The following is a 24,516-nucleotide window of genomic DNA, read 5'->3' as shown; positions in this document are numbered from 1 at the left end:
GGTGACCCAGTCCGACTCCGCTTCGGGACTGCGGGCCGGGTTCCGCGGTCTCACCACCCGGGGGCGGTCCTTCCTCGCCGCCGGGGTCACCGCGGTGGTCTGTTCCTACCTGCTCGACCAGGACGCCCTGCTGCGCGTCGGCGTCCTGCTCGCCGCCCTGCCGCTGGTCGCCGTGGTGGTGGTCGCCAACACCCGCTACCGGGTGGCCAGCGGACGCCGGCTCAGCCCGCGCCGGGCCGTCGCCGGCCAGGAGGCCCGGGTCCACCTGCGGGTCGACAACGTCTCCCGGGTGCCCACCGGCGTGCTGCTGCTGGAGGACAAGGTCCCGTACGTGCTCGGGCCGCGCCCGCGCTTCGTGCTGGACCGGGTCGAGCCGCGCGGCCACCGCGAGGTCTCCTACCGGGTCCGCTCCGACCTGCGCGGCCGCTACCCGCTCGGGCCGCTCCAGCTGCGGCTGTCCGACCCGTTCGGGATGTGCGAGGTGACCCGCGCCTTCACCGCCTCCGACGTCCTCACCGTCGTCCCCCAGGTCCAGGCGCTGCCGTCGGTACGGCTCAGCGGCGAGTGGATCGGCCAGGGCGAGAGCCACAGCCGCACCCTGGCGCTGGCCGGCGACGACGACGTGATCCTGCGCGAGTACCGGCCCGGCGACGACCTGCGCCGGGTGCACTGGCGCTCCACCGCCCGGTACGGCGAGCTGATGGTGCGCCGCGAGGAGCAGCCCCGGCAGGCCCGGGCCACCGTCGTGCTGGACACCCGGGAGATCGCCCACCGGGGCAGCGGCCCCGCCTCCTCCTTCGAGTGGGCGGTCGGCTGCGCCGCCTCGGTCTGCGCGCACCTGCTGGAGCGCGGCTACCAGACCCGGCTGCTCACCGACACCGGGCTGTCCGTGCCCGCGCCCGGCGCGGGCGGCGGCCACGGCAGCGCCGCCACCTCCGGGCTGATCCTCGACGCCCTCGCCGTCGCCGACCTGTCCGACGGCGGCACCCTCTCCCGCGCCGAGGACCCGCTGCGTGCCGGCGGCGAGGGCCTGCTGGTCGCCGTCCTCGGCGACCTGGACGACGCCCAGGCCGCCCGGCTGGGCCGGCTGCGCAGCCGCGCCGGCGGGGCGATCGCCCTCCTGCTGGACACCGGCACCTGGGCCGGCCTGCGGATGCTCGCCCCGGACACCGGCGGCGACGACTTCCGGGCCCGGGTCCGGCAGCTGCGCGAGTCCGGGTGGACGGTGATCCCGGTGCGGGCCGGGGACTCCGTACCGGACCTGTGGCGGGCCGCCGACGGCAGCAGGACGACCGCCCCCTACCGAGAAGAGGCCGGCGCGTGACCACCCGGGCCAAACTGACCGCGTACTCGGCGCTGGCCACCGCCCTCGCCTCGCTGTGCATGATGCCGCTGCTCACCACCCGCAGCTGGTTCACCCACGCCGTCCTGGTGATCGCCGTGATCTCCGCGGTCGGCGCGGGCCTGCGCCGCTCCCCGCTGTACCGCTGGACGGTGCCGGTCGGGCAGCTGCTGGTGCTGCTCCTCCTGCTGCTGCTCGGCTTCGCGGGCGCCGGCGGGGTACTGCCCGGGCCGGCCACGATGCGGGTCCTGGACCAGGTCCTCACCTCCGGCCTGGACGACATACAGCAGTACGCCATCCCGGCTCCGCCCACCGCCGGACTGCGGCTGATCCTGGTCTCGGCGATCGGCCTGATCGCCGTCGCGGTGGACACCGTCGCGGTGACCTACCGGCGCTCGGCGCTGGCCGGGCTGCCGCTGCTGGCCCTGTACTCGGTCGGCAACGGCCTGGCCGGGGAGCACGGCAGCTGGGTCTGGTTCGCCGTCGCCGCGGCCGGCTACCTGCTGCTGCTGTTCGCCGAGGGCCAGGACCGGGTCTCCCGCTGGGGCCGGGTCTTCTACGGCGGCGCGCGCGGCTCGGTGGAGTCCGGCCGGGTCAGCCCGGGCGGCCGGCAGGTCGGCGTGCTGGCCCTGGCGGTGGCGCTGCTGCTGCCGGTGGTCCTGCCGCACTGGAGCTCCGGACTGCTGAACTCCGGCTCCGGCGGGTCGAAGGGCAAGGGCGTCGGCGGGAGCCTGTCGACCAGCCTCGACCCGCTGGTCAGCCTGGAGGCCGCGGTCACCAGGCCGACCGACGCGGAACTGCTCACCTACACCCTGGACGGCTCGCTGGCCGATCAGACCTATCTGCGGACCGGCTCGCTCGACCAGTTCGACGGCACCAACTGGAAGCTCGGCAGCACCACGGTCACCGACCTCCCGGCGACGCTGCCCACCCCCGAGGGCCTGCGCGACGCCCAGCTCCCCCGGATCGAGGGCGACTTCAAGATCGGCGACCGGCTGGAGGGCAGCTGGCTGCCGATGCCCTACCCGGCCGCCTCCGTCCAGGTCCCCAAGCCCGGCGACTGGAAGCTCGACCCGCTGACCCGCACCGTCCTGCCGGCCAACGACAAGGCGATCCGCAATCTGAGCTACCACGTCAGCGCGCTGGACCTGCGGCCCGGCGCCAACGACCTGCGCCTCGCGGCCACCGCGCCGCAGGACATCAGGGAGCACTACACCGCCGTCCCGGCCGACCTGCCGCCGGTCGTCGCCGAGAAGGCCAAGGCCGTCACCGCCGGCGCCCGGAACGACTACGACCGGGCGACGGCGCTGGTCAACTGGTTCACCGGACCGGACTTCACGTACGACACCGCGGTCAACGGCGGCACCGGCAGCGACGCCATCGCCGTCTTCCTGCGCGACCGCCGCGGCTTCTGCGTGCACTTCGCCTCCACCATGGCGGCGATGGCCCGGGTGCTGAAGATCCCGGCCCGGGTGGCCGTCGGCTTCACCCCCGGCGACAGCAAGGGCGGCGGCGTCTACTCGGTGACCGGCCGGATGTACCACGCCTGGCCCGAGCTGTACTTCTCCGGCTACGGCTGGCTGCGCTTCGAGCCGACCCCGAGCCGCGGCGTCCCGGCCCGCTACACCGAGGCGTCCAGCGCCCCGACCAGCGCGCCGACCCAGCAGGCGACCACCGCCCCGCAGAGTGCCTCGGCCGCCCCGGCGCCGACCTCCAGCTCGGACTGCACCCCGAAGCAGCGCCAGCTGGGCGAGTGCGACACCAAGGGCAAGGCCGTCGCCACGGCCGCCGAGGAGTCCTGGCTGCTCTCCCCACAGGTGCTCGGCACCCTGGCCGCGGTGCTCGTGCTGATCGCACTGCTGCTCGCCCCGATGCTCTGGCGCGCCGCCGTGCGCCGCCGCCGACTGGGCGGCGGGGGCCGGCGCGGGCCCGGCGGGAGCGGGCCGGCGGAGCTGACCGACGCCCAGGTGCTGGCCGCCTGGGACGAGCTGATCGACTCCGCCTGGGACCTCGGAATTCCCCCGGACGAGTCACGCACCCCGCGTTCGGCGGCCCGCCGGATCACCGAGAAGGCGCAGCTGGACGCGGACTCCTCGGCCGCCACCGGCCGGCTGGCGCTGGCCACCGAGCGGGTGCTCTACGCCCCGCCCGGGCGGCCCACCACGGAGCCGCTGGCCTCCGACGTCCGCACCGTCCGGCGCGGGCTGCGGGCGAGCGCCGGCCGGGCCGGGCGGACCAGGGCGCTGCTGCTGCCGCCGTCCTCGGCCCAGCTGTGGTGGCGGATCTCCGACGCGGTGCGGGCGGCCCGGGCGGCGGTCGGCAGCCGGGTCGGCCGGGCGGTCGAGGCGGTCCGCGCGCCGGTGCGGCGGGTCTTCACCCGGCGCAAGCGGTCCACGCCGGGATCGTGACGCCGGGGTCCTGATCCGGACACGAAGCCGGGGCGGGCAGTCGATCGACTGCCCGCCCCGGCTTCGTCTGTTTCGTACCCATCGGCTCCGGCCATCGGCCGGGCGGCTCAGAAGCCCCCGGTCTGCTCGTCCCGACGGCGCTGCCAGCGCTGCTCAACCCGGTCCATCATCCCGGCCTTGCGGCGCGGGGCGGCGGCCGGGCGGGCCCCGGTGCCCTGGCCCGTGGGCCCCCGGCGCCAGCCGGTCACGGCGAACACCGCACATCCGAGCATCACCAGGAAGCCCACGACGCTGACCCAGATCTGGTCCGGCACGACCATGCCGCCCATCAGCAGGCCGATGCCCACCACGAAGCCGGCGACGGCCAGGTAGACCCGCCGACGGGTGTAGGTGCGCAGCCCGGTTCCCTCAAGCGCAGACGCGAATTTGGGATCTTCGGCATACAGCGCTCGCTCCATCTGGTCGAGCAGTCGCTGCTCGTGCTCCGAGAGCGGCACGGAGTCCTCCTACTCGTCGGTCGCGCGTGCGACCGGTCCGCCCACCCCGGTCGGGGAGGCAAGTCCAATCAGCCTTGGGGCACACGGTCGGACGCCCGTGCGGGGGACCCGGCCCGTGTCGTCCATATGCCCCACGCGTCCGGCTGTCATGCTTTCCGGCTTTACCCAGATCATACGGTCCGTGGGCCCGTTACGGAGTGGTCTGCGCCGCGTGGGACGGGCCACTTCGAGCGGGGACGGCCGCATCGGAGTCAACGCGCCACGCCCCGGACAAGTGCCCGATCGGATGGAATCGTCCCGGACCTGGGCAGGTTTGCCACCGGGCGGCGCGGAGCGACCGGGGGCCGACCGGCGCACGGACGGGCTACGGGCGGGGAACCGCCAGGCCTCCGGGGCGCGAACCGCCGCCGTACGGTGTGCAAAAAAACCGTACGACGGTGGCAGGGTTCGTGAAGGGGCGCACGCGCCCCGAGAGGAGCGCGTGCCGGACGGAACGCCTCAGGCCAGGGTGGCCAGCAGGTGCAGCTGGGTCGCCACGGCGTGGAACGCGGGCTGCTCGGCGGCGGCCTCCTCCAGCTTCAGCAGCGCGTCCAGGGCACCCGGCTCGGCGTCCACCAGCACCCCGGGGACGAGGTCGGCGAAGACCCGTACGCCGTGCACCGACTCCACCCGCAGGCCGGCGGCCTCGGCCAGCCGGCCCAGCTCCTCGCCGGTGAAGCGGCGCGGCATCGGGTCCTGCGCGCCCCAGCGGCCGTCCGTGGCGGAGAGCACGGTGCGGGCCTCGTTGAAGTGGCCGGCCAGCGCGCGGGCCAGCACGGCGCCGTTGCGGTTGGCCGCCAGCAGGCTGACCACACCGCCCGCGCGCAGGGTGCCGGCCAGGCTGCCGAGCGCCTCGGCCGGGTCGTCCACGACCTCCAGCACGCCGTGGCAGAGCACCGCGTCCACGCTGCCGGGAGCGACCAGCTCCGGCAGGGTCTGGGTGTCGCCCTGGACAGCCCGCACCAGGTCCGTCACACCGGCCTCGGCGGCCCGGCGCTCCAGGGCGAACAGGGCGTCCGGGCTCGGGTCGACCACGGTGACGCGGTGGCCGAGCTTGGCGACCGGCACGGCGAAGTTCCCGGTGCCGCCGCCGGTGTCGACCACGTCGAGCACCGGCTGGTCCAGCTCGGCCGCCCGCTTCTCCAGGGCTGCCCGGACCACCTCCCACACCACGGCGGTACGCAGGGCACTGCGGGGACGCGTCGGGTACAAGGTGGGGCTCCTTGGCACGTGCAGTTCGATCAGGATGCCTCCACCTTAGAGCCTGTCAGGCCGGCGGCTCGTCGGCCTCCAGTGGCAGCCGGGGCGGCGGCGGCGCGGCGTGCAGGCCGAGCAGCCGCTCGACCAGGCGCAGGAAGAGGGCGGAGTTGCGGATCAGGTCGTCGGCGTCGCGGGCCGAGGCGGCGCCCCTGATCCCGGCCTCGGCGGCGGCCCGGCGGCGGGCGCCGGCGCCGTAGTAGAGCGCCCATTCGGCGAGTTCCGGGGCCACCTCGGGCAGCACCTCCCAGGCGCTGCGGATGGCCTTGCGGCGGCGCGGACTCTTCTCCGGGCGGCCGCGCACCGCCAGGACGGCCGCCACCGTGCGCAGCGCGGCCAGGTGGGCGGTGGCGTAGCGCTCCAGCGGGTCCTCAAGGGCGCGGGCCAGGACGAGGGTGCGGTGGGCGTCGGCGAGCAGGTCGAGGGCGGCCGGCGGCGCGGCGGTCCGGCGCAGCACGGGGTGGACGTCCGCTCCGGCGGGGCGTCGGGCGGACGGACCCGGGAGCTGTGGCAGGGCGGCGGAGTGGAGGCGGGCGGTGACGGGCTCAGGACGACTGATGGTCATGGTCTCCCCCGTTCCGAGGCAGCGCGCGGACCGGGTGGTCCGTGCCTTCCCATCGTGAACGGCACCACTGACAATCCGGCCCGGAAGGACGCTCCTGCGGCGCGAAGGGGCCGTAAGGAGTCCGGAAAGGCCGTAGGGAGGCCGGAAACGGGGTAGCGGCGGCAGGCGCGGTCCTCCCCCGGTTCCGCGCCGCCGCCGTGTCGTCGCTCCGCCGGTCCACCCCCTGGCCGGCGGCGGCGAACTCCCCCTCGCGGCCGGTCTCCCCCCGGCCCGCTCCGCCGCCCCGTGTCGGCGGTGCGGGGACCACGACCAGCCCCGTGGCGGTCCGTCCGCCGCCTCCCCCGGCCTGAGCGGCCGGGAGACGGACGGATCCGCCGCCCGGGCGGGCCGGGCGCCCGACGCGCCGCCCTCCCGGGTGCCACCACTCTCCCGTCCGCGCAGGTCGTCGGCCATCCGCTGACGTACTCAACCGCGAATCTGAGTATCCGTACTCAGTCCGTCCCGGCCCGCCGTCCGCCGGAACCGCGGCGTGCGTCCACGGCGTCCCGGGTGCCGGTACGGTACGGCGGGGCCGGGCGGAACCGGCCCCGCCGGACGAGGAGCGGACGCGATGACGAGGAGGGGGACGCGATGACGGTCCTGCCACTGATCTTCACCAGCGGGCTGGCCAGCGGCATCAACGCCTACGCGGTGGTGCTGCTGCTCGGCCTGCTGGGCAGGTTCGGTGACGCGGACTCGGTGCCGCAGGCGCTGGAGCGCACGGACGTGCTGGTGGTGGCGGGCGTGCTGTTCGCGCTGGAGGCGGTGGCCGACAAGATCCCGTACGTGGACAGCGTCTGGGACGTCGTGCACACGGTGATCCGGCCGATCGCCGGTGCCACCGTCGGCGTGCTGATCGCGAGCAACGAGCCCGGTTCCCTCAGCGAGGTCGCGGCCGGCGCGATGGGCGGCACCTCGGCGCTGGTCAGCCACCTGGTGAAGTCCTCGCTGCGGATGGCCGTCAACACCTCCCCGGAACCGGTCAGCAACATCGTGGTCAGCATGGCCGAGGACCTCTCGGTGGCCGGCGTGGTCACGCTGGCGATCTTCCACCCCTGGCTGGCCGCCTCGGTCGCCGCCGCGGTCCTGGTCGCCGGCCTGCTGCTGGTCCGGCTGGTGATCACGAAGATCCGCGCGTTCCGGGCCCGCCGCCGCGAACGCAGGACCGCCCGGGCGGCGGGCACTGCGGGCACGGCGTAAAGCTCGTCCTAGGGTCTGTCTTCAAACTCCCGTCGTTCGCCCGGAGGGCGGGCGGGGCGGCGTTGGGGTGCGTGCATCGCAAGGCGGAGGAGAGAGCCACTGCGGAGCATTGGCGACCGACGACAACGCGGCGAGGTGCGTGCCCCGGCGTCGGCCCGCAGGCGGGGGTTTGAAGACAGACCCTAGGATCGGGGCCATGGCAAAGATCGTCGTCATCGGCGCAGGAATGAGCGGGCTCGCGGCGGCCTCCCGGCTGGCGACCCTCGGCCACCGGGTGACGGTCTGCGAGGCGGGCGGCACGTACGGGGGCATGGTCGGGCGGTACGAGCGCGACGGCTTCGCCTTCGACACCGGCCCCGGCCTGCTCTCCCTCCCGGCCGTCTACCGCGACCTCGCGCTGAAGACCGGCAAGGAGCCGCTGGAGCAGCTGGTCGAGCTGGCCCCGGTCGACCCGGAGAGCCGGCACCTGTTCCCCGACGGCACCGCCGTCACCCTGCCCAACGCCTCCCGCGGCGGTGTCAGCCAGGCCCTGGACGCCGCCTTCGGCGCGGGCTCCGGCGCCCGCTGGAGCGAGGTGATGAACCACGGCCGGACGGTCTGGGAGGCCACCCGCCGCCCGCTGCTGGAGGAGGCGCTCCCGGCCGACCTCGGTGTCCTGTCCCCGGCCGGCCGGGCCCGGGTGGACACCGACCCGTACCCCGTAGCGCCGCGCACCGGCCTGGCCCGGCTGCGCCGCCCGCGGCCGTGGAGCCTCGCCGACGTGGCGCGGCGGCAGCTCGGCGGCCACCCCGGCCTGACCGCCCTGCTGGGCGAGCCCGCGCTGCGGTACGGCCTCCTGCCCGGGCAGGCCCCGGCGGGGGCCGCCGTGCTGCCGTACATGGAGCAGTCCTTCGGCGTCTGGTACGTCCGGGGCGGCCTGCGCGCGCTCGCGGACGCCGTGTACCGGCGCTGCGAGCTGCGCGGGGTCGAGTTCCGCTTCGACACCCCGGTCACCCGGGTGGTCGTGGAGAACGGCCGGGCGTGCGGGGTCGGGACGGCGGACAGCCGGATCGACGCGGACCTGGTGATCTCCGCGATGGACACCCGCGCGCTGTTCCGCCACGGCATCGCCGAGTGGCCGGGGGTGCCGGCCGAGGACTGGGAGCCGTTCGAGGTGCCCGGCCGGTTCAGCGTGCTGCTCGCCCTGCGCGGGCCCCGGCCCGAGGGCACCGCGCACCGGACGGTGGTCCACGCGGTGGACCCGGCCGCCGAGGAGAACGCCCTCACGCTGTCCGCGCCGCTGTGCGAGCGTCCCACCGTGCAGGTGCTCCGCCCGGACGACCCGGCGCTGCGCCCCGACGACGCCCACGAGAGCGTGGTGCTGACCGCGACCGTCCCGGCCCAGGAGGAGGACGTCGACTGGACCGCCCCCGGTGTCGCCGACCGCTACGCCGACCAGTTGCTCGCCCACGTCGACGCGGCCGGCCTGGGACTGCGCGAGCGGGTGCTGTGGCGGGTCGTGCGCACCCCGGAGGACACCCGCCGGGAGACCGGCGCGCTGTTCGGCTCGGTCGCCCGCCCGGTGCTCGCGGGTTCGTACGCGGGGCTGCACGCCGCCAATGAGTCGCCCGTCCCGGGCCTCTACCTGGTCGGCGGCAACGCCCACCCCGGTGGCGGCCTCGCCCGCGTCGGCATGTCGGCCTGCATCACCGCCGGGCTGATCGGCCCGGCGTAGGGCCCGGCGGCCCGGCCCGGTCGGCCTCGGCTGCCGGGCCCCTGCCGGGTCAGCCCTGGTGCCAGGTGTTCTGCTGCTGGTAGCCGTAGTTCTGGTCGTACGCCGGCTGCTGCGGGATGCCCTGGACCTGCGGGTCGGGCTGCGGCTGCCACTGCTGCTGGGGCTGGGCGTTCGGGTCCCAGGTCTGCTGGTGCTGCGGCTGCTGGTAGCCCGCGTACGGGTCCTGCTGCTGGTCCTGCTGCTGCGGGTAGCCGCCGTACGGGTCCTGCTGCTGGGGGTAGCCGCCGTAGGACTGCTGCTGCTCGTAGGCGTAGGCGGGCTGCTGCTGGGTCTGCCACTGCTGCTGGTCGTAGCCGGACTGGTAGGCGGCGGCGTACGGGTCCTGGTGCTGCTGCTGGACCTGCGGCTGCTGCTGCTCGTAGTACCCGGGGGCGTAGACGCCGTCCTGGGCGAGTTCCTGCATCTCGAAGGCGGCGGTCTGCTCGACCGCGGGCACCTCGTCGGGCACCTCGACGGGGACCGGCGCGGAGGCCCGGGTCTCCTCGACGGCGCTGACCTCGCCGACCCGCTTCCTGGCGACGGCGACGGCCGCCACCGCGGCGGCGCCGCCGGTCAGGGCGCCCAGCAGCGGCACCTTGGCGAGCGGGCCGGGCAGGCTGCCGTCGGCCTTCCGCAGGGACCAGCCGGCCTGGTGGCCGCGCTTGACCGCGAGGGTGACGAAGGTCTGGCCGACCGCGAACAGCGCGGCGCCGGCCCCGATCACCACGACCGAGCCGAGGACCATCCCGGCGGCCACGCCCAGGAAGCCGGCCAGGGCCAGGGCCCGCCAGTGCAGCGGCGCCCGGTTCTGCAGCAGCACCTCGGCGACCAACCAGAGCGCCACCACCGCCAACGCGGCGTACAGCAGCAGGTATCCGATGCCCATCCGCCCGCTACCTCCAGTCGCGTACCCGCGCTCGTGCGCCGCGCGTGTGCGGCGACTGTACCGGTTCAACGGCCGGGGTACCGCATCGCGTTCCCACCGCCCCGGACGGCGGCCGCACACGACCGAGCCCGTCACCGTCGGTGCGGTGACGGGCTCGTGAACACCCGGCGTCGGCGCTGCGCGGGCGCGGGCCCGGCCCGCCGGTCAGCGCTGGTGCAGCCCCAGGTTCTGGTAGATCTCCAGCGTCGCCGTCGAGTGGTTCAGCGTGATGAAGTGCAGACCGGGCGCGCCCTCGGCGAGGAGGCGCTCGGCCATCGCCGTGGCGTGCTCCATGCCGATGGCCCGCAGCGCCGCCGGGTCGTCGATGGCCGCCCGCAGGCGGTCCTCCAGGTCGGCGGGGAAGGCCGAGCCGCTGAGCTGGGGGAAGCGCTCCAGCTGCTTGGCGTTGGTGACCGGCATGATCTCCGGGATGATCGGCGTCTCGCAGCCGGCGGCCGTGACCCGGTCGCGCAGCCGCAGGTAGTCGTCCACCTCGAAGAACATCTGGGTGATCGCGTAGTCGGCCCCGGAGCGGATCTTCGCCACGAAGTGCCGGATGTCCTCGTCCCAGTCGGTCGAGCGCGGGTGCATGTTCGGCGAGGCCGCGACGCCGACGCAGAAGTCGCCGATGCCCTTGATCAGCTCCACCAGCTCGTACGCGTAGGTGACGCCCTCGGGGTGGCTGACCCACTCGCCCATCGGGTCGCCGGGCGGGTCGCCCCGGACCGCCAGGACGTTCCGCACGCCCTGGTCGGCGTACTGGCCGATGATGTTGCGCAGTTCCGCGATCGAGTGGTCCACCGCGGTGAGGTGGGCGACCGGGGTCAGGGTGGTCTCGGTCGCGATCCGGCCGACCATGTTGACGGTGCGCTCGCGCGAGGAGCCGCCGGCGCCGTAGGTCATACAGACGAAGTTCGGGTCGAGCGGTTCGAGCCGACGGATGGCGTCCCAGAGTTTCTGCTCGCCGACCTCGGTGCGCGGCGGCATGAATTCGAAGGAGAAGGAGCGCTTTCCGGCCGCCAGGAGGTCGCGCACCGTCAGTGCGCGATCCGTTCTCGTGGAAGCGATACCGAGTGCCATGCTGGCAGGCTATCCGGCGTTCGAAGGGGCCGGACAACCGTATTCCACCTATTGAGACAAGAGATGGAAGAGGTTCCGGTTCGCCCCGGCCCCGTCCCGCGGCGCCTCCTCCGGGCCCCCCGCGGGGCCGCTCGCACACCCGTTCCCAGCCGCACCGTTACGCTTGCTGCACCCCAGAGAACCAGCGGAGCCCCATCGTGACCTCGTCCAGCACCCGGCCGGCCAACCCCAGTGCGGCCAACCCCATTGACGTGGAGGACGTCCGCACCCGCGTCAACGCGGCGCTCGCCGCGTTCATGGACGGCCAGTCCGTGCTGCTCGACAAGATCTCGCCCCGGCTGGCCCCCGCCGCCGACGCGCTGCGCGACTTCCTGCTGGACGGCGGCAAGCGCCTGCGCCCGGCCTTCTGCTACTGGGGCTGGCGCGGCGCCGGCGGCCCGGCCGGGGGCGCCACCGGTGAGGCGATCGCCAACGCGGCCGCCGCCCTGGAGCTGCTCCAGGCGAGCGCCCTGGTGCACGACGACCTGATGGACCGCAGCGACACCCGCCGCGGCCTGCCCTCGGTCCACCGCCGCTTCGAGGCGCTGCACCGGGACAGCGGCTGGCGCGGCGACCGCGAGCAGTACGGCACCTCGGCCGCGGTGCTGCTCGGCGACCTGCTGCTGATCTGGTGCGACGAGCTGTTCCTGCGCTCCGGCCTGGAGCCGGCCGCCGTCCTCGCCGCCAAGCCGGTGTTCGACCTGATGCGCACCGAGGTCATGCTCGGCCAGTACCTGGACGTCCTGGAGCCGGTGGCCGGCGACTCGACCGACGAGGGCGCGCTGGACCGGGCGCGGACGGTGCTGCACTACAAGTCCGCGAAGTACACCATCGAGCGGCCGCTGCAGGTGGGTGCGCTGCTGGCCGGCGCCGGGCCGGAACTGGTCGAGGCCTACGGGGCGTTCGGGCTGCCGCTGGGCGAGGCCTTCCAGCTGCGCGACGACCTGCTCGGCGTCTTCGGGGACCCGGCCGTCACCGGCAAGCCGGCCGGGGACGACCTGCGCGAGGGCAAGCGCACCCTGCTGGTCGCGCACGCGATGCGGGGCCTGCCGGCCGCCGACGCCCGGCACCTGGACGAGCGGCTCGGCGCGCCGGACCTGGCGGCCCCGGAGGTCGCCGAGCTGCGCGCGCTGGTCGCCCGCAGCGGCGCGCCCGAGCTGGTGGAGCACCGGATCGAGGAGCTGATGCGGCAGTCGCTGGCCGCGCTGGAGGCCGCTCCGCTCGCCGACGACCGGGCCCGTACGGTGCTGCTGGCCCTGGCCGAGGCCGCCACCGTCCGCAAGTACTGACGGACGGCGACGGCCCCGGGGGCCTGCGGGCCCCCGGATCCCGCTGATCCGGGCCGGTCAGAGCGCGGCGCGCACCCGGCGGGACAGCTCGGCGGCGGCCGCCCGCGGATCCGCCGCGGCGGTGACGGCCCGCACCACGACGACCCTGCGGGCACCGGCGGCCAGCACCTCGTCCAGGTTGCCGAGGTCGATCCCGCCGATCGCGAACCACGGCCGGTCGGTGTCCTGCTTCGCCGCGTACGAGACCAGGCCGAGGCCCGGGGCCGGGCGGCCCGGCTTGGTCGGGGTCGGCCAGACCGGGCCGGTGCAGAAGTAGTCCGTACCGGGTTCGGCGATCGCCGCGTCCACCTCGGACTCGGCGTGGCAGGAACGGCCGATCAGCACGTCCTCTCCGAGGATCGCCCGGGCGGCCTGCACCGGCAGGTCGTCCTGGCCGAGGTGCAGCACGTCCGGCCGGGCCGCGTGGGCGACGTCGGCGCGGTCGTTGACGGCCAGCAGCTTGCCGTGCCGGCGGCAGGCGTCGGCGAAGACCTCCAGGGCCTCCAGCTCCTGCTTGGCCTCCAGGCCCTTGTCCCGCAGCTGGACGATGTCCACCCCGCCCGCCAGCGCCGCGTCCAGGAACTCGGCGAGGTCGCCCTGCTCCCGGCGGGCGTCGGTGCACAGGTAGAGCCGGGCGTCGGCCAGCCGGGTACGCAGCGTGTCCGCCGCCATCAGATCAGCATCGCCTGGGCGCGGCGCTTCACCTCGGTGCCGCGGTTCTCCCGGAGCGCCTGGATCGGGCTGCCGGGCAGCGACGGGTCCTCGGTGAAGAGCCACTCCAGGATCTCCACGTCGTTGTACCCGCAGTCCCGCAGGACGGTCAGGGTGCCGGACAGGTGCTTGACCAGGCCCGGGCCGTCGATGAACGCCGCCGGGACCTGCAGCGACTTGTTCGGCCCGCGCCGGACGGCGATCAGGCCGCCGTTCTTGACCAGGTCACGCACCTCGGTGACCCGGACCCCCCACTGCTCCGAGATGTCGGGCAGGTACATCCAGTCGGTGACCAGGGCTTCAATCTTGCTTTCGATCTCACTCACGCCACCAGACTGCCACCTCCGCGGCCCACCGCGCACCAGGCACTACCCCGCGACGGCCGACTTCAGCGGCACCGCCGGGTCGCCCGCCCGGGCCGGATCCAGGGCCGTACCGCGCTCGATCAGCCTCCGCCCCTGGGTGAGGTCGCGCGGCCGGTCCACGGCCAGCAGCGCGCTCGGCACGCCGTCGCGCAGCCAGAGCACCGACCAGTCGCCGTCCCGCGGGGAGCCGCGCCACAGCAGCTCGTCGCCCTCGGCGTGCCGGCCGGCGTACTGGACCATCCGGCCGAACTGCTCGGACCAGAAGTACGGCACCGGGTCGTAGGCCGGCGCGTCCGCGCCCAGGACGGCTGCGGCCACCGCCTCGCCGGACTGCAGGGCGTGGTCCCAGTGCTGGACGGCCAGCCGGGCCCCGGCCCGGGCCGAGGGGTAGCTGACGCAGTCGCCGGCCGCGAACACGCCGGGCACCGAGGTGCGCAGCCGCCCGTCCACCACGACGGCGCCGGCCGCGTCCAGCTCGACCCCGGTTCCGGCCAGCCAGCCGGTCGCGGGGCGGGCCCCGATGCCGACCACCACCTCGTCGGCGGGCAGGTGCGAGCCGTCCGCCAGCAGCACCGCGCCGGGCTCGACGGCGGCCACGCCGACCCCGCAGCGCAGGTCGACCCCGGCCCCGGCGTACCAGGCGGCCATCGCCGAGCCGACCTCGGTCGGCAGCGCGCCGGGCAGCGGCGCCGGGCCGGCCTCGACCACGGTCACCTCGCAGCCCGCCGCGCGGGCCGCGGTGGACACCTCGGCGCCGATCCAGCCCGCGCCGACCAGCACCAGCCGCAGCCCGGGGCGCAGCAGCGCGCGCAGCGCCAGGGCGTCGTCCAGGGTGTGCAGCAGGTGCGCGCGCTCGGCCCCGGGCAGGGCCCGCGGAACGGCGCCGGTGGCGATCACCAGCGAGCCGTACGGGAGGTCGCCGCCGTCGGTGTGCAGCACGCCGGGGGTCAGGCCGGTGGCCCGGCGGCCGGTGAGCAGCTCGATGCCGAGCTGCCCGTAGTCGATGTCCAGGGCGGTGGAGTCGGCCTTGCCGAGCAGCACGTCCTTGGAGAGCGGCGGCCGGTCGTACGGCGCGTGCGGCTCCTCGCCGACCAGCACGATCGGCCCCTGCCGGCCGCCCTGCCGCAGCTTGAGGGCGCACTGCGCCCCGGCCAGCCCGGCTCCGACGACGACCACCTGATCCGTTCCGCTCAGCTCTGCCACGCCCGTCACTGTACTCAGCGCGACGCGGCGGCCTGCGGGCCGTCCGCCCGCTGTACGGGCCTTCGGCCGGGCCGACCCCCGGCGTTAAGGTGGGGGCACCACACGGGAGCCCGGCGCACCGGGCTGAGAGGCGGGCTGGCACGGCCTGCGACCGTCCGAACCTGATCCGGGTCATACCGGCGAAGGGAGAAGAGCAGCTTTGTCACGCTTGCCATCAGGCGCCCACGCCGACGTGCTGGTGATCGGCGGGGGCGTCATCGGCCTCGCCGTCGCCTGGCGCGCCGCGCAGCGCGGGCTGCGGAACGTGATCGTGGTCGACCCCTCCCCCGGCGGCGGGGCCGCCGGGGTCGCGGCCGGGATGCTCGCCCCGGTCACCGAGCTGCAGTACGGCGAGGAGCCGCTGCTGCGCCTCGGGATGGCCTCGAACGAGCGGTACGCGGCCTTCGCCGCCGAGCTCTCCGAGGCGAGCGGCGGCCGGGACACCGGCTACCGCCGCTGCGGCACCGTCGCCGTGGCGCTGGACTCCGACGACCGCGAGGAACTGCGCGAGCTGCACGCCTTCCACCAGCGGCTCGGCCTGGACTCGACCTGGCTGACCGGCCGGGAGGCCCGCAGGCTGGAGCCGATGCTCGCCCCCGGCGTGCGCGGCGGCCTGCACGTCGCGGACGACCACCAGGTGGACCCCCGGCGCCTGCTCACCGCCCTGGCCGCCGCCTGCGAGAACGCGGACGTCCTGCTGCACCGCGCCGAGGCCGTCGAGCTGCTGGTCGAGGACGGCCGCGCGACCGGCGCCCGGCTCTCGACCGGGGAACGGGTGGGCGCCGGGCAGGTCGTCCTCGCCGCCGGCCCGCACAGCCACCGGCTGCCCGGCCTGCCCGACGGTGTGCTGCCCGCGATCCGCCCGGTGAAGGGGCAGGTGCTGCGGCTGCACGTCCCGGACGCCTACCGCCCGTTCCTGTCCCGCAACGTCCGCGCCGTCGTCCGCGGCCGGCACCTGTACCTGGTGCCCCGGGAGAACGGCGAGCTGGTGGTCGGCGCGACCACCGAGGAGCAGGGCTACGACACCACCGTCACCGCCGGCGGGGTGTACGAACTCCTGCGCGACGCGCACGAGTTGGTCCCGGGAATCACCGAACTCCCGCTGCTGGAGACCTCCGCCGGGCTGCGCCCCGGCTCGCCGGACAACGCCCCGCTGCTCGGCCCGACGTCACTGCCCGGGCTGGTCGCCGCCACCGGCCACTACCGCAACGGCGTGCTGCTCACCCCGGTGACCGCCGACCTGCTCTCCGAGTACCTGGCCACCGGTGAAGTCCCCGAAACGGCAAGGCCGTTCACGCCCCTGCGCTTCTCCCCCGAACCCCCCGCTGCGAAGGCCTCCGCATGACCGAGATCGCCCCGAACGAGATCACCCCGAACGAGATCGCCCTGACCGTCAACGGCGAGCCCCGCCGGGTGTCCGCCACGACCACCCTCGCCGAGGTGGTGGCCGCCGTCAGCGCCGCCAACACCGGTGTCGCCGCCGCGCTCAACGAGGCCGTGGTGCCACGCGGTTCGTGGCCCGGGACGGCGCTGGCCGGCGGCGACCGGATCGAGATCCTCACCGCCGTGCAGGGAGGCTGAACCATGGCCGACGACCTTCTGACCATCGCCGGGACGGCCTTCTCCTCCCGGCTGATCATGGGCACCGGGGGCGCCCCCAGCCTGGAGGTCCTGGAGCGCGCGCTGCTCGCCTCCGGCACCGAGCTGACCACCGTCGCCATGCGCCGGGTCGACGCCACCACCCAGGGCTCCGTGCTCGACGTACTGACCCGCAACGGCATCCGGGTGCTGCCCAACACGGCCGGCTGCTTCACCGCCGGCGAGGCCGTGCTGACCGCCCGACTGGCCCGCGAGGCGCTCGGCACCGACTGGGTCAAGCTGGAGGTGATCGCCGACGAGCGCACCCTGCTGCCCGACCCGATCGAGCTGCTGGACGCCGCCGAGACGCTGGTCGACGACGGCTTCACCGTCCTGCCGTACACCAACGACGACCCGGTGCTGGCCCGCAAGCTGGAGGACGTCGGCTGCGCGGCCATCATGCCGCTGGGCTCGCCGATCGGTTCGGGCCTGGGCATCCGCAACCCGCACAACTTCCAGCTGATCGTGGAGGGTGCGGGCGTCCCGGTGATCCTGGACGCGGGCGCCGGCACCGCCTCCGACGTGGCGCTGGCGATGGAGCTGGGCTGCGCCGCGGTGATGCTCGCCTCCGCGGTGACCAGGGCTCAGGACCCGGTGCTGATGGCCGAGGCGATGCGGCACGCCGCCGAGGCGGGCCGGCTCGCCCACCGGGCCGGCCGGATCCCGCGCCGCTTCCACGCCGAGGCCTCCTCCGCGATGGCCGGCCGGGCCGACCTGGACACCCGCGAGCACCCCGCGTTCTGAACCGTCGCGCATGTCACAAGCCGGTCCCGGAGGCGGTGTCCTCCGGGACCGGCCGTCCCGGGCGGCTCTAGACTCTCCGAGTGGACATGGCACTGCACGACCCCTTGATCGGCGCCCTGCTCGACAACCGGTACCGGGTCGAGCAGCGCGTCGCGACCGGCGGGATGTCCACCGTCTACAAGGGCACCGACACCCGTCTGGACCGCGTGGTCGCACTCAAGGTGATGCACCCTTCGCTGGCCGGCGACGAGGGGTTCACCGCCCGCTTCATCCGCGAGGCCAAGGCCGTCGCCAAGCTCACCCACCCCAACGTGGTCACCGTCTTCGACCAGGGCGCGGACGGCGGTCACGTCTTCCTCGCCATGGAGTACGTACCCGGCCGCACCCTGCGCGACCTGCTGCGCGACCGCGGCGCGCTGTCCGTCCGGGCCGCTCTGGACGTGCTGGAGCCGGTGCTGGCCGCGCTCGGCGCCGCCCACCGGGCCGGGCTGGTCCACCGCGACGTCAAGCCCGAGAACGTGCTGATCACCGACGGCGGCCTGGTCAAGGTCGCCGACTTCGGCCTGGTCCGGGTGCTCGGCACCGCCGACGGCGCGCCCACCTCGACCACCACCGCCACCGGCGGCACGGTCATGGGCACCGTCTCCTACCTGGCCCCCGAGCAGATCCTCCCGGACGCCCCGACCGACCAGCGGGTGGACGTCTACGCGGCCGGCATCCTGCTGTACGAGATGCTCACCGGCCGCCGCCCGCACACCGGCGACAATCCCGTCCAGGTCATGTACAAGCACCTGCACGAGGACGTCCCGGCCCCCTCGCTGGTCGCCCCCGCCGTCGGCCCCGAACTGGACGCGATAGTGGCCGGCGCCTGCGCCCGGTCCGCCGACGCCCGCCCGTACGACGCGGTCGAGCTGCTCGCCGCCCTCCAGCGGGTGCGCCGCACCCTCACCCCGGCCGAGCTGGACGCCGAGCCGCCGGCCTCCACCCGGCCCGGCCCGCGCTACCCGACCACCGAGCCGACCTCGGTGGTCCAGCCGCTGCCGCGACCCGCAGACGCCCCGCCGACCGAGCGCACCAGCGTGCTGGACATGCCGCCGGAGCTGATGGACGAGCTGCTCGCCGAGCCCCGCCCGTACGACGAGCCGACCCCGGTGCAGCGGCGCCGGCCGGCCACGCCGCGCCGCCGTCTCCCCCGCGGGCCGCTGATCTGGACGGCCGCGGTGGCCGCCCTGGTCCTGGCGATCGGCGGCGCCACCTACGGGATCTCCGAGGGGCTGTACGGCGCGGTGCCGGGCGTGCTCGGCAAGGACCGGGCCGAGGCGCAGCGGGTCCTGGACAAGGAGGGCCTGCACGGCAGGTTCGTCGAGGTGTTCAGCGAGTCCGTGCCGTCCGGGCAGGTGATCTCCGTGGATCCCGGGGTGGGGGCGCGCACCCGCAAGAGCGACAGCGTCACCGTCACCGTCTCCAGGGGCCCCAAGCGGATCGCGGTGCCGGACCTCGCCGGCAAGAGCTCCGCCGACGCCGCCTCGGCCCTGGCCGGCGCCCAGCTGACCAGGGGCGGTGTGACCGAGACCTACGACGACACCGTGCCCGAGGGCTCGGTGATCAGCAGCTCGCCGGCGGCCGGGCAGCTGCTGCAGGAGAACTCCGCGGTCTCGCTGGTGGTCAGCAAGGGCATGGTGCCGGTCCCGAACGTCACCGGGATGGGCAAGGACGAGGCGCAGAAGGCGCTCCAGGCGGCGGGCTTCACCATGCAGACCAGCGGCTGGGACGTGTTCGGCGCGGTCACCTCCTCCGGCCAGAGCCCGGCGGCGGGCGAGCGGCGCCCGCAGCGCAGCGTGGTGACGGTCAAGTTCTCGCTGTTCTAGGGCGTGTCCGGCCCGCTCGGCCGCCGCGAGGGGTTCAGCGCAGCGGCCCGTCGCCGGGCTCCTCCTGGTAGGAGTAGCGCTGCTCGCGCCAGGGGTCGGCGAGGTTGTGGTAGCCGCGCTCCTCCCAGAAGCCGCGCCGGTCGGCCCGCATGTACTCCACCGCGCGCACCCACTTGGGGCCCTTCCAGGCGTACAGCCGCGGCACCACCAGCCGCACCGGGAAGCCGTGCTCGGCGGTGAGCGCCTCGCCGTTGCGGTGGGTGGCGAGCAGGGTGCGGGGGTCGGCGAAGTCGGCCAGCCGCAGGTTGGCGCTGTAGCCGTACTCGGCCCAGACCATGACGTGGGTGACGCCCGGTGCCGGGGGCACCAGGTCGAGCACGGCGGCGGCCGACACGCCCGTCCATTCGTTGCCGAGCACCGAGAACTTGGTCACGCAGTGCATGTCCCCGACGACGGTGGTGCGCGGGAGGGCGCAGAAGGCCTCGAAGTCCCAGCTGTGCTTCTCCGCCGAGGCGGTGGCGCCGAACACCTGGAGGTCCCAGGTCAGCGGCTTGAAGCGGGGCACCGGCCCGTAGTGCAGGGCGGGCCAGCCGCGCTGCGCGCGCTGGCCCGGGGGGAGCCTCGGGTCAGACGGCGGAAGCGGTTCGTGTTTCGACTGACCCATGGATCCATGGTGACAGACGGCGGACGAGCCTCGGCGCGCGCCCCTTTGCGCGGATTCGCGCCCCGGCCCGTACGGAGCAACGGTCGAGCCCCCACCAGCACGTTCCGTGATGAATCGGATATTCCGCCACATCTCCTAGTGAGTGTGAACTTACTGGAATTTCCTCCCGAAGCGGTGCCAGGATGCGCAGCGCAGGACCCAGCACAGGACGCAGGACAGGACTCACGCAGGAGGCATCACCATGCAGGGCGATCCCGAGGTCATCGAGTTCCTCAACGAGCAGCTCACCGCCGAGCTGACCGCGATCAACCAGTACTTCCTGCATGCCAAGATGCAGGAGAACTTCGGCTGGACGAAGCTCGCCAAGTACACCCGGCACGAGTCCTTCGACGAGATGAAGCACGCCGAGACGCTCACCGACCGGATCCTGTTCCTGGACGGGCTGCCCAACTACCAGCGGCTGTTCCACGTCCGGATCGGCCAGACGGTCAAGGAGATGTTCGAGGCGGACCGCCAGGTCGAGGTCGAGGCGATCGACCGGCTCAAGCGCGGGATCGTGGTGATGCGGGCCAAGAACGACGTCACCTCGGCGAACATCTTCGAGGACATCCTGGCCGACGAGGAGCACCACATCGACTACCTCGACACCCAGCTGGAGCTGCTGGACAAGCTCGGCGAGGCGCTCTACCTCGCTCAGGTCATCGAGCAGCCGGAGTCCTGAGGCGGTCCTCCCGGGCGGCCCGGACGGCCCGGGCCGTTCAGGCCGCCCGCAGTGGGACCACCGGTGCGGCCTTCGGGGCGGGGGCCGGGGCGGCCGGGGCCTCCGGGTCCGCGAGGCCGAGCTTCGCGGCCAGCCGGGCGGTCGGGCAGGGGCGGGCGCCGTGCTCGCCGAGCAGCGCCTGGATGCGGCGCACGCAGGACCCGCAGTCGGTGCCGGCCCGGCAGCCCTTCGCTATCTGGCGCGGGGTGCTGGCGCCGCCGTCGATCGCCTTCTTCACCTGGTCCTCGGTGACCGCATGGCACATGCACACGTACATCGCGGTCTCTCCCGGGGTGGAGCGGAATGGATCTTGACTAAGGTTCGCCTTAGTTCACTGAGGCTTACCTTACCCGGGCAAACGGGTACGAAAAAGCCCCTCCGGGCTCGGGAACACCGAATCCGGAGGGGCCTTCGTCACATCCGACGGACGCCGGGCCTACTGGCCGCGGTACATCTCCGCCACCAGGAACGCCAGGTCCAGCGACTGGCTGCGGTTGAGGCGCGGGTCGCAGGCCGTCTCGTAGCGCTGGTGCAGGTCGTCCACCAGGACCTCGTCGCCGCCGCCGACGCACTCGGTGACGTCGTCGCCGGTCAGCTCCACGTGGATGCCGCCCGGGTGGGTGCCGAGCGCGCGGTGCACCTCGAAGAAGCCCTTGACCTCGTCCAGGACGTCGTCGAAGCGGCGGGTCTTGTGCCCGCTGGAGGCCTCGAAGGTGTTGCCGTGCATCGGGTCGCAGATCCACACCGGCTTGGCGCCGGAGGCGGTGACCTTCTCCACCAGGGTGGGCAGGTGCTCGCGGATCTTGCCCGCGCCCATCCGGGTGATGAAGGTCAGGCGGCCGGGCTCGCGCTCCGGGTCCAGCTTCTCGATCAGGGCGAGCGCGTCGTCCACCGAGGTGGTCGGGCCGAGCTTGACGCCGATCGGGTTGCGGATCTTGGAGGCGAACTCGATGTGCGCGTGGTCCAGCTGCCGGGTGCGCTCGCCGATCCACACCATGTGGCCGGACACGTCGTACAGCTCGCCGGTGCGCGAGTCCACGCGGGTCAGCGCGGTCTCGTAGTCGAGGACCAGCGCCTCGTGCGAGGAGAAGAACTCGACCGCCTTGAACTCCTCCGGCACCACGCCGCAGGCGCTCATGAACGCCAGGGCGTTGTCGATCTCCCGGGCGAGCTGCTCGTAGCGCTGGCCGGCCGGCGAGTTGCGGACGAAGTCCTGGTTCCAGGCGTGCACCTGGCGCAGGTCCGCGTAACCACCGGTGGTGAACGCGCGCACCAGGTTGAGCGTCGCGGCGGACGCGTTGTACATCCGCTTCAGGCGCTCCGGGTCCGGGATGCGGGACTCGGGGGTGAACTCGAAGCCGTTCACCGAGTCGCCGCGGTAGACCGGCAGGGTCACGCCGTCGCGGGTCTCGGTCGACTTGGAGCGCGGCTTGGAGTACTGGCCGGCGATGCGGCCGACCTTCACCACCGGCACCGAGGCGGCGTACGTCAGCACGGCGGCCATCTGGAGCAGCGTCTTCAGCTTGTTGCGGATGTGCTCCGCCGAGACGCCGTCGAAGGCCTCGGCACAGTCACCACCCTGGAGGAGGAAGGCCTCCCCGCGCGCCACGGCCCCGAGCCGGGCGCGCAGCTGGTCGCACTCGCCGGCGAAGACGAGCGGCGGATAGGAGGCGAGCTCGGCAAGGGTCTTGCGCAGAGCCTCTTGGTCCGGCCATTCAGGCTGCTGCGCCGCGGGCAGGGACTGCCAGGAGTGGGCAGCCCTCGAAGTCTCAGTCGTAGCGGTCACATCGCCAAGGCTACGGGGTGACAGGAGTGACTCGTGACTATTGCCCGAGGGATGAGACATATCTCGGACAAAGACGTGACGGCCCTCACCCGCCCCGGCGCATCCGCTAGGGTCGAACCATGCACGCGCCCCACACCCACTCCTGGTGGTGGGCCTCCCCCAAGGGTGGCCCACGAACGACGCGTTCCTAGACGAACACGACGGCCGCCCCTCGGGGCGGCCGTCGGCGTCTGCGCAGACGGCCCTCCGGGAGCGGACCTTGCACCGCCTCTCACCAGCCCACCCGGAAGGAAGCCGTTCCCGTGACCACCGCCGTCGACCTGCTCACCCGCCTCACCGGCCCGGACGCCCCCGCGTTCGCCCTGCTGCACCGCCGCACCCCCCGGCTCAGCCCGGACACCGTCGAGGTGCTGCTGGGCACCGTCGACCGCTACGAGCACCTCGCCGACCTGCCCGTGCGCAGCGGCCCGCCGGCCGGCGGCGGCCCGGTGCACGATCTGCTCGCGCTCGTCCCGTACCGCCAGATCCGCGAGCGCGGCTTCGAGGTGCACGACGACGGCACCCCGCTGCAGGCCCTCTCGGTGACCGAGCAGCACACCCTGCCGTTGGCCGAATTCACTTATGCCCTACCGAAATTGCCGGTCTCACTTGCCGGTGGCGGGTTCGATGTGGACGACGATTCGTACGCGTCGATCGTCCGCAGGGTCATCCGGGACGAGATCGGCAACGGCGAGGGCGCCAACTTCGTGATCCGGCGCGACTTCCACGCGACGCTGGAGGACTTCTCGCCTGAGCTCGCGCTGACGCTCTTCCGCCGGCTGCTGGAGCAGGAGCGCGGCGCGTACTGGACCTTCCTGGTGCACACCGGTGACCGGGTGCTGGTCGGCGCCTCCCCCGAGGTGCACGTCCGGCAGAGCGGCGGCACCGTCGTGATGAACCCGATCTCCGGCACCTACCGCTACCCGGCCGGCGGCTCCGACCTCGACTCTCTGCTCCAGTTCCTGCACGACCCCAAGGAGCTGGAGGAGCTCACCATGGTCGTGGACGAGGAACTCAAGATGATGTGCACGGTCGGCGACCTCGGCGGCCAGGTGCTCGGGCCGCGGCTCAAGGAGATGGCCCACCTCGCCCACACCGAGTACGAGCTGCGCGGGCGCACCTCGCTGGACGTCCGCGAGGTGCTCCGCGAGACGATGTTCGCCGCGACCGTCACGGGCAGCCCGGTCGAGAACGCCACCCGGGTGATCAAGCGCTACGAGACCACCGGGCGCGGCTACTACTCCGGCGCGCTCGCCCTGATCGGCCGCTCCGCCAGCGGCGGGCAGCTGCTGGACTCGCCGATCTGCATCCGCACCGCCGACATCGACCCGGCCACCGGCCGGCTGGTCGTCCGGGTCGGCGCCACCCTGGTGCGCCACTCCGTCCCGGAGTCCGAGGTCGCCGAGACCCACGCCAAGGCCGCCGGAGTGCTCACCGCGATCGGCGCCCGGCCCACGCCCGCCCGGCTGCCCCACCCGGTCGGGCCCCGGCTCGCCGACGACCACCGGGTGCAGGCCGCCCTGGACTCCCGCCGGGCCGACCTCGCGCCGTTCTGGCTGCGGATGCAGCAGCCCGCCGAGATCACCGAGACCGAGCCGACCCTGGTCGTGGACGGCGAGGACACCTTCACCTCGATGCTCTCCCACCTGCTCGGCTCGCTCGGCCACCGGGTGACGGTGGCCCGGTACGACGAGCCGGGGCTGCGCGAGCGGGTCGCGGCGCACCGGGGCGCACTGGTGCTCGGCCCCGGCCCGGGCGACCCGGCGCTCGCGGACGACCCCAAGATGATGCTGCTGCGGCCGATCGTCGCGGACGCGCTGGCCGCCGTCCGCTCCGGCGCCCGCACCTCGCCGCTGCTCGCGGTCTGCCTGAGCCACCAGCTGCTGGCCGCCGAACTCGGGCTCGCGCTGGGCCGCAAGGCCGTCCCCTACCAGGGGGCGCAGGAGCGCATCGACCTGTTCGGCGGCAAGCAGACGGTCGGCTTCTACAACACCTTCACCGCGCGCTGCTCGGAGGCCGACGCGGCACGGCTCGCCACCGAGGGCGTCGAGGTCTCCCGGGACGCCGTCACCGGCGACGTGCACGCCCTGCGCGGGCACGGCTTCGCGGGGCTCCAGTTCCACCCGGAGTCGGTGCTCACCCGCGACGGGGTCGGCATCGTGGCGGGCCTGCTGCGCGGGGCGACGGCCGCACTGCGCTGAGCCGACGGCGCGGCCCCGGGCGGACG

22 protein-coding genes and 1 riboswitch are annotated in these 24,516 nt (G+C 74.2%); of the genes, 11 read left to right on the top strand and 11 right to left on the bottom strand.

Annotation, left to right across the window (positions count from 1 at the left end):
• Position 1 precedes the first annotated feature (1 nt).
• Positions 2 to 1,324, top strand: a complete 1,323-nt coding sequence (locus ACFVGO_RS33020; protein WP_359912838.1) for a DUF58 domain-containing protein — start codon at positions 2 to 4, stop codon at positions 1,322 to 1,324.
• A complete protein-coding gene (locus tag ACFVGO_RS33015; RefSeq protein WP_359912841.1) occupies positions 1,321 to 3,750 on the top strand; it encodes a DUF3488 and transglutaminase-like domain-containing protein in 2,430 nt (809 codons plus the stop codon). Before ACFVGO_RS33020 ends, ACFVGO_RS33015 begins: the two co-directional genes overlap by 4 nt.
• Positions 3,751 to 3,857: 107 nt before the next feature.
• Here ACFVGO_RS33015 and ACFVGO_RS33010 read toward each other — a convergent pair whose 3' ends face one another.
• From ACFVGO_RS33010 to ACFVGO_RS33000, 3 genes are all read right to left on the bottom strand, one after another.
• On the bottom strand, positions 3,858 to 4,247 hold the full coding sequence (locus tag ACFVGO_RS33010) for a DUF3040 domain-containing protein (RefSeq protein WP_380635771.1): 390 nt from the start codon (positions 4,245 to 4,247) through the stop codon (positions 3,858 to 3,860).
• A gap of 498 nt (positions 4,248 to 4,745) precedes the next feature.
• Positions 4,746 to 5,498: a methyltransferase domain-containing protein gene (locus tag ACFVGO_RS33005; protein WP_359897125.1), complete on the bottom strand. Its 753-nt coding sequence runs from the start codon at positions 5,496 to 5,498 to the stop codon at positions 4,746 to 4,748.
• 55 nt (positions 5,499 to 5,553) lie between these two features.
• A complete protein-coding gene (locus ACFVGO_RS33000) occupies positions 5,554 to 6,102 on the bottom strand; it encodes an SAV_6107 family HEPN domain-containing protein (protein WP_380635781.1) in 549 nt (182 codons plus the stop codon).
• A 636-nt stretch (positions 6,103 to 6,738) separates the two neighbouring features.
• On the opposite strand from ACFVGO_RS33000, the gene ACFVGO_RS32995 reads away from it, so the two are divergent.
• Positions 6,739 to 7,347, top strand: a complete 609-nt coding sequence (locus ACFVGO_RS32995) for a DUF4126 domain-containing protein (RefSeq protein ID WP_380635769.1) — start codon at positions 6,739 to 6,741, stop codon at positions 7,345 to 7,347.
• 196 nt (positions 7,348 to 7,543) lie between these two features.
• The gene (locus tag ACFVGO_RS32990; RefSeq protein WP_380635767.1) at positions 7,544 to 9,061 is read left to right on the top strand and encodes a phytoene desaturase family protein; all 1,518 of its coding nucleotides are present in this window, start codon (positions 7,544 to 7,546) and stop codon (positions 9,059 to 9,061) included.
• Between the two features lie 49 nt (positions 9,062 to 9,110).
• On the opposite strand, the gene ACFVGO_RS32985 is transcribed toward ACFVGO_RS32990, so the two are convergent.
• Together ACFVGO_RS32985 and metF are read right to left on the bottom strand one after the other, a co-directional pair.
• Positions 9,111 to 9,986 carry a hypothetical protein gene (locus tag ACFVGO_RS32985; protein WP_380635765.1) on the bottom strand — a complete coding sequence of 292 codons (876 nt, stop codon included), beginning with the start codon at positions 9,984 to 9,986 and terminating at the stop codon, positions 9,111 to 9,113.
• A gap of 204 nt (positions 9,987 to 10,190) precedes the next feature.
• Complete coding sequence (gene metF, locus ACFVGO_RS32980; RefSeq protein WP_380635763.1) at positions 10,191 to 11,105, bottom strand: methylenetetrahydrofolate reductase [NAD(P)H]; 915 nt, start codon at positions 11,103 to 11,105, stop codon at positions 10,191 to 10,193.
• A gap of 197 nt (positions 11,106 to 11,302) precedes the next feature.
• Between metF and ACFVGO_RS32975 the strand changes: the two genes are divergently transcribed.
• Positions 11,303 to 12,433 (top strand): polyprenyl synthetase family protein, encoded by a 1,131-nt coding sequence (locus tag ACFVGO_RS32975; RefSeq protein ID WP_359897116.1) that lies wholly within the window; start codon positions 11,303 to 11,305, stop codon positions 12,431 to 12,433.
• A gap of 57 nt (positions 12,434 to 12,490) precedes the next feature.
• On the opposite strand, the gene thiE is transcribed toward ACFVGO_RS32975, so the two are convergent.
• From thiE to ACFVGO_RS32960, 3 genes are read right to left on the bottom strand one after another with little or no spacing between them, the layout of a single operon-like run.
• Positions 12,491 to 13,144, bottom strand: coding sequence for a thiamine phosphate synthase (thiE, locus tag ACFVGO_RS32970; protein ID WP_380635761.1), 654 nt, complete (start codon positions 13,142 to 13,144; stop codon positions 12,491 to 12,493).
• Positions 13,144 to 13,509: an Rv2175c family DNA-binding protein gene (locus tag ACFVGO_RS32965; RefSeq protein ID WP_189915099.1), complete on the bottom strand. Its 366-nt coding sequence runs from the start codon at positions 13,507 to 13,509 to the stop codon at positions 13,144 to 13,146. The genes thiE and ACFVGO_RS32965 overlap by 1 nt, the downstream gene beginning before the upstream one ends.
• Positions 13,510 to 13,551: 42 nt before the next feature.
• Entirely contained in the window at positions 13,552 to 14,760 is a 1,209-nt protein-coding gene (locus ACFVGO_RS32960; protein ID WP_359897112.1) for an FAD-dependent oxidoreductase, read from the bottom strand.
• An 83-nt stretch (positions 14,761 to 14,843) separates the two neighbouring features.
• Positions 14,844 to 14,956: riboswitch (TPP riboswitch) on the top strand.
• Positions 14,957 to 14,959: 3 nt separating this feature from the next.
• Between ACFVGO_RS32960 and thiO the strand changes: the two genes are divergently transcribed.
• From thiO to pknB, 4 genes are all read left to right on the top strand, one after another.
• Positions 14,960 to 16,135, top strand: a complete 1,176-nt coding sequence (gene thiO, locus ACFVGO_RS32955) for a glycine oxidase ThiO (protein ID WP_359897111.1) — start codon at positions 14,960 to 14,962, stop codon at positions 16,133 to 16,135.
• Entirely contained in the window at positions 16,132 to 16,371 is a 240-nt protein-coding gene (thiS, locus tag ACFVGO_RS32950; RefSeq protein ID WP_380551970.1) for a sulfur carrier protein ThiS, read from the top strand. Before thiO ends, thiS begins: the two co-directional genes overlap by 4 nt.
• Positions 16,372 to 16,374: 3 nt before the next feature.
• Complete coding sequence (locus ACFVGO_RS32945) at positions 16,375 to 17,172, top strand: thiazole synthase (RefSeq protein ID WP_049655375.1); 798 nt, start codon at positions 16,375 to 16,377, stop codon at positions 17,170 to 17,172.
• Between the two features lie 86 nt (positions 17,173 to 17,258).
• Entirely contained in the window at positions 17,259 to 19,040 is a 1,782-nt protein-coding gene (gene pknB, locus ACFVGO_RS32940; protein WP_359897143.1) for a Stk1 family PASTA domain-containing Ser/Thr kinase, read from the top strand.
• Between the two features lie 34 nt (positions 19,041 to 19,074).
• Here pknB and ACFVGO_RS32935 read toward each other — a convergent pair whose 3' ends face one another.
• Positions 19,075 to 19,704, bottom strand: coding sequence for a sulfite oxidase-like oxidoreductase (locus ACFVGO_RS32935; protein ID WP_359897107.1), 630 nt, complete (start codon positions 19,702 to 19,704; stop codon positions 19,075 to 19,077).
• Between the two features lie 241 nt (positions 19,705 to 19,945).
• Between ACFVGO_RS32935 and bfr the strand changes: the two genes are divergently transcribed.
• Positions 19,946 to 20,425, top strand: coding sequence for a bacterioferritin (gene bfr / locus ACFVGO_RS32930; protein ID WP_359897105.1), 480 nt, complete (start codon positions 19,946 to 19,948; stop codon positions 20,423 to 20,425).
• Positions 20,426 to 20,462: 37 nt separating this feature from the next.
• Here the strand turns inward: bfr and ACFVGO_RS32925 are convergent, their stop codons facing one another.
• Positions 20,463 to 20,741 (bottom strand): (2Fe-2S)-binding protein, encoded by a 279-nt coding sequence (locus tag ACFVGO_RS32925; protein ID WP_359897103.1) that lies wholly within the window; start codon positions 20,739 to 20,741, stop codon positions 20,463 to 20,465.
• A gap of 159 nt (positions 20,742 to 20,900) precedes the next feature.
• Complete coding sequence (locus tag ACFVGO_RS32920) at positions 20,901 to 22,310, bottom strand: class II 3-deoxy-7-phosphoheptulonate synthase (protein WP_380357613.1); 1,410 nt, start codon at positions 22,308 to 22,310, stop codon at positions 20,901 to 20,903.
• A 242-nt stretch (positions 22,311 to 22,552) separates the two neighbouring features.
• Between ACFVGO_RS32920 and ACFVGO_RS32915 the strand changes: the two genes are divergently transcribed.
• Positions 22,553 to 24,490, top strand: coding sequence for an anthranilate synthase family protein (locus ACFVGO_RS32915; RefSeq protein ID WP_380357616.1), 1,938 nt, complete (start codon positions 22,553 to 22,555; stop codon positions 24,488 to 24,490).
• Positions 24,491 to 24,516 lie beyond the last annotated feature (26 nt).

Source organism: Kitasatospora sp. NPDC057738 (assembly GCF_042798815.1).
Classification (GTDB): domain Bacteria; phylum Actinomycetota; class Actinomycetes; order Streptomycetales; family Streptomycetaceae; genus Kitasatospora; species Kitasatospora lactacystinica.
Note: the sequence above shows the minus strand (reverse complement) of the source record. Positions and strands in the feature narration are given on the sequence as shown.